This is a genomic window from Tropicimonas sp. IMCC34043 (assembly GCF_003390845.1).
In the GTDB taxonomy this organism is placed as follows: domain Bacteria; phylum Pseudomonadota; class Alphaproteobacteria; order Rhodobacterales; family Rhodobacteraceae; genus Tropicimonas.
The window spans coordinates 1-2,461 of the sequence record NZ_QMEK01000012.1 but is presented as its reverse complement, the minus strand read 5'-3'; the positions used below and the strand labels follow the sequence as shown (position 1 = coordinate 2,461).

Here is a 2,461-nt window from a genome sequence, read left to right as displayed (position 1 = left end):
GCCAGGTATCAGGATGCCGCGGCGACGCTGGCTCAGCTCCAAGCAAGGATATCGATCCGATGACCGACATGGGCCGCGCGCCCCTTCTGAACCGTCTGCGCGACATCGACCACATCCCCGTCCTGATCGTTGGCGGCGGCATCAACGGCGTCGGCACCTTTCGCGATCTCTGCCTGCAGGGCGTCGATTGCCTGCTGGTCGAGCGGGACGATTTCTGCGCCGGGGCCAGCCGCGCGCCGTCGCGGATGATCCATGGCGGCCTCAAATACCTTGAAACCGGCGAATTCCGTCTGGTCCGGGAAAGCGCCGAGGAACGCAACCGGCTGCTGTCGAACGCGGCGCATTGCGTGCATCCGCTGGAGATGATCATTCCGATCTATTCCTGGACCGCCGGCGTCCTGCCCGCGATGCGCAAGTTCTTCCGCCTGCCCGGCAAGTTCGGCCAGCGCGGGGCCGTGGTCGTGAAGATCGGCCTGACGCTCTATGACATCTACGGCCGGCTGAACCGCGTGATGCCGCGTCACCGGATGATCGGGCGGCAGGACATGCTGCGCGAGATCCCGGATCTGGATCCGGGCATCCGGGTCGCCGCGTCCTATTACGACGCCTGGATCACCTCGCCGGAACGGCTTGTGGTCGAACAGGCGCTCGACGGGATGGCGGCGAACCCGCGCAGCCTGGCCCTCAACCACGTCGCCTTCGACGGGCTCGAGGACGGCAAGGCGCGGCTGCGCGATACGGTCACCGGCGAGGCCTGGCTGGTCGGCTGCGACCTCATGCTCAACGCCGGCGGCGCCTGGATCGACCGGATCAACGCCGCGGCGGGCGGCAACCGGCGCATGATCGGCGGCACCAAGGGCAGCCACCTGCTGCTCGACCTGCCGGCCTTTGCGCGCACCCTGCATGGACGGATGCTGTATTTCGAGGCCGAGGACGGGCGCATCTGTCTGGTCTCGAACTTCATGGGGCACGTCCTGCTGGGATCGACGGACATTCCCATCGACGACCCGGACACTGCGCGTTGTGCGGACGAAGAGGTCGACTATCTGCTCGGCGCGTTCCGGCGGATCTTTCCCGAGGTCGCGGTTTCGCGCGACACCATCTTCTTCAGCTATGCCGGGGTCAGGCCGTTGCCGTCGCAGGATGCCAATGAACCCGGCGACATCAGCCGCGATCATTCGCTGCAGGAGCTGCCGCCGGCGGACGCGCGGCGCTTTCCGATCCTGTCGCTGATCGGCGGCAAATGGACGACCTTCCGGGCCTTTTCCGCCGAGGTCACCGACGAGGTGCTGAAACGTCTGGGCAAGGCGCGGCAGGTCCGGACCGAGGATCTGGCCATCGGGGGCGGCAAGGGCCTGTCGCGGCAGGCCGCATCCTGGGAGGCGATGCTGTCGGACATGGTCGCAACCGGACTGACCCGCGACCGGGCATCGCGTCTTCTGGCCTGCTACGGGTCGCGCGCAAACCGTCTTGCCGCGACGCTGGACGGGCCGGAGACCTTCCTGCGCCACCTGCCCCAGGTCTCGCGCGAAGAGCTGGCCTTTATTGCCCGCAACGAGCTTGCGACCTCTGCCGAGGATGTATTGTTTGGACGCAGTGCCCTGTTTCTCGAAGGACCCGTGTCGCGTATGGCGCTTGCCGAACTGGTCGACGTGCTGTCGGAGCTTCTGCACTGGGACGCCGACCGCGCCGCAGCCGAGGATGCCGGCCTTGTCGAGCGCTATCGCAAGCATCACCGCATCGCATTCGACAGCAAAGGGAATCCCCGATTTGTCTGAGCCTCCCCTCCTGCGGATTTGCCTGCTCCGTCCCACAGGATCGTCCGGCCGCAAGGCGGAGACGCGCTCTGGCGCCGCTGCCGCGCCGGGCCGCAACCGGCTGTGTGCGCGATGAAGGCGAAAGAACGGCGGCAGTCGATCCTTGAACTTCTGGTCGACCGCGGCTCCGTGCAGGTCGACGAACTGCTGGCACGCTATCAGGTCAGCCGGATGACCCTGCACCGCGACCTCGAGGAACTGGTGGACGAAGGCTGGGCCGCGCGGATTCGCGGCGGCATCACCGTCGTGTCCGATACCCAGTTCGAAAGCGACTTTCGCTTTCGCCAGCACGTCAACGTCGCCGAAAAGACCCGCATCGCAAAAGCGGCCGCCCGCATGGTCAGCGACGGACAGGCGATCTCGCTCGGCTTCGGGTCGACCGTGGCGCAGATGCTGCCGTCCATTTCCAAACGCTCGGAGCTGACCGTCGCGACCGCGTCGATGCCGATCCTTCAAGGGCTGGCAAATCTGCGCAACATCGAACTTCTCGTCGTCGGCGGCCAATACATCCAGCGCTTCGACGGTTTCTTCGGACGGCGGGCCGAGTTGGGCTTTGCCGACTTCATGGTCGACATCTGTTTCCTGTCGACCTCGGCGCTCAAGTTCCCGGATGTCTATCATCAGGACGAACGTGTGGTGCGCGT

2 protein-coding genes are annotated in these 2,461 nt (G+C 65.9%); both read left to right on the top strand.

Going from position 1 to position 2,461, the window contains the following annotated elements; genetic code table 11:
- On the top strand, positions 1 to 1,778 hold a 1,778-nt coding region (locus DQG17_RS21515), incomplete at its 5' end, for a glycerol-3-phosphate dehydrogenase/oxidase (protein ID WP_232829537.1).
- A 111-nt stretch (positions 1,779 to 1,889) separates the two neighbouring features.
- The coding region (locus DQG17_RS21510; RefSeq protein ID WP_157973708.1) for a DeoR/GlpR family DNA-binding transcription regulator at positions 1,890 to 2,461 on the top strand (572 nt) is incomplete at its 3' end.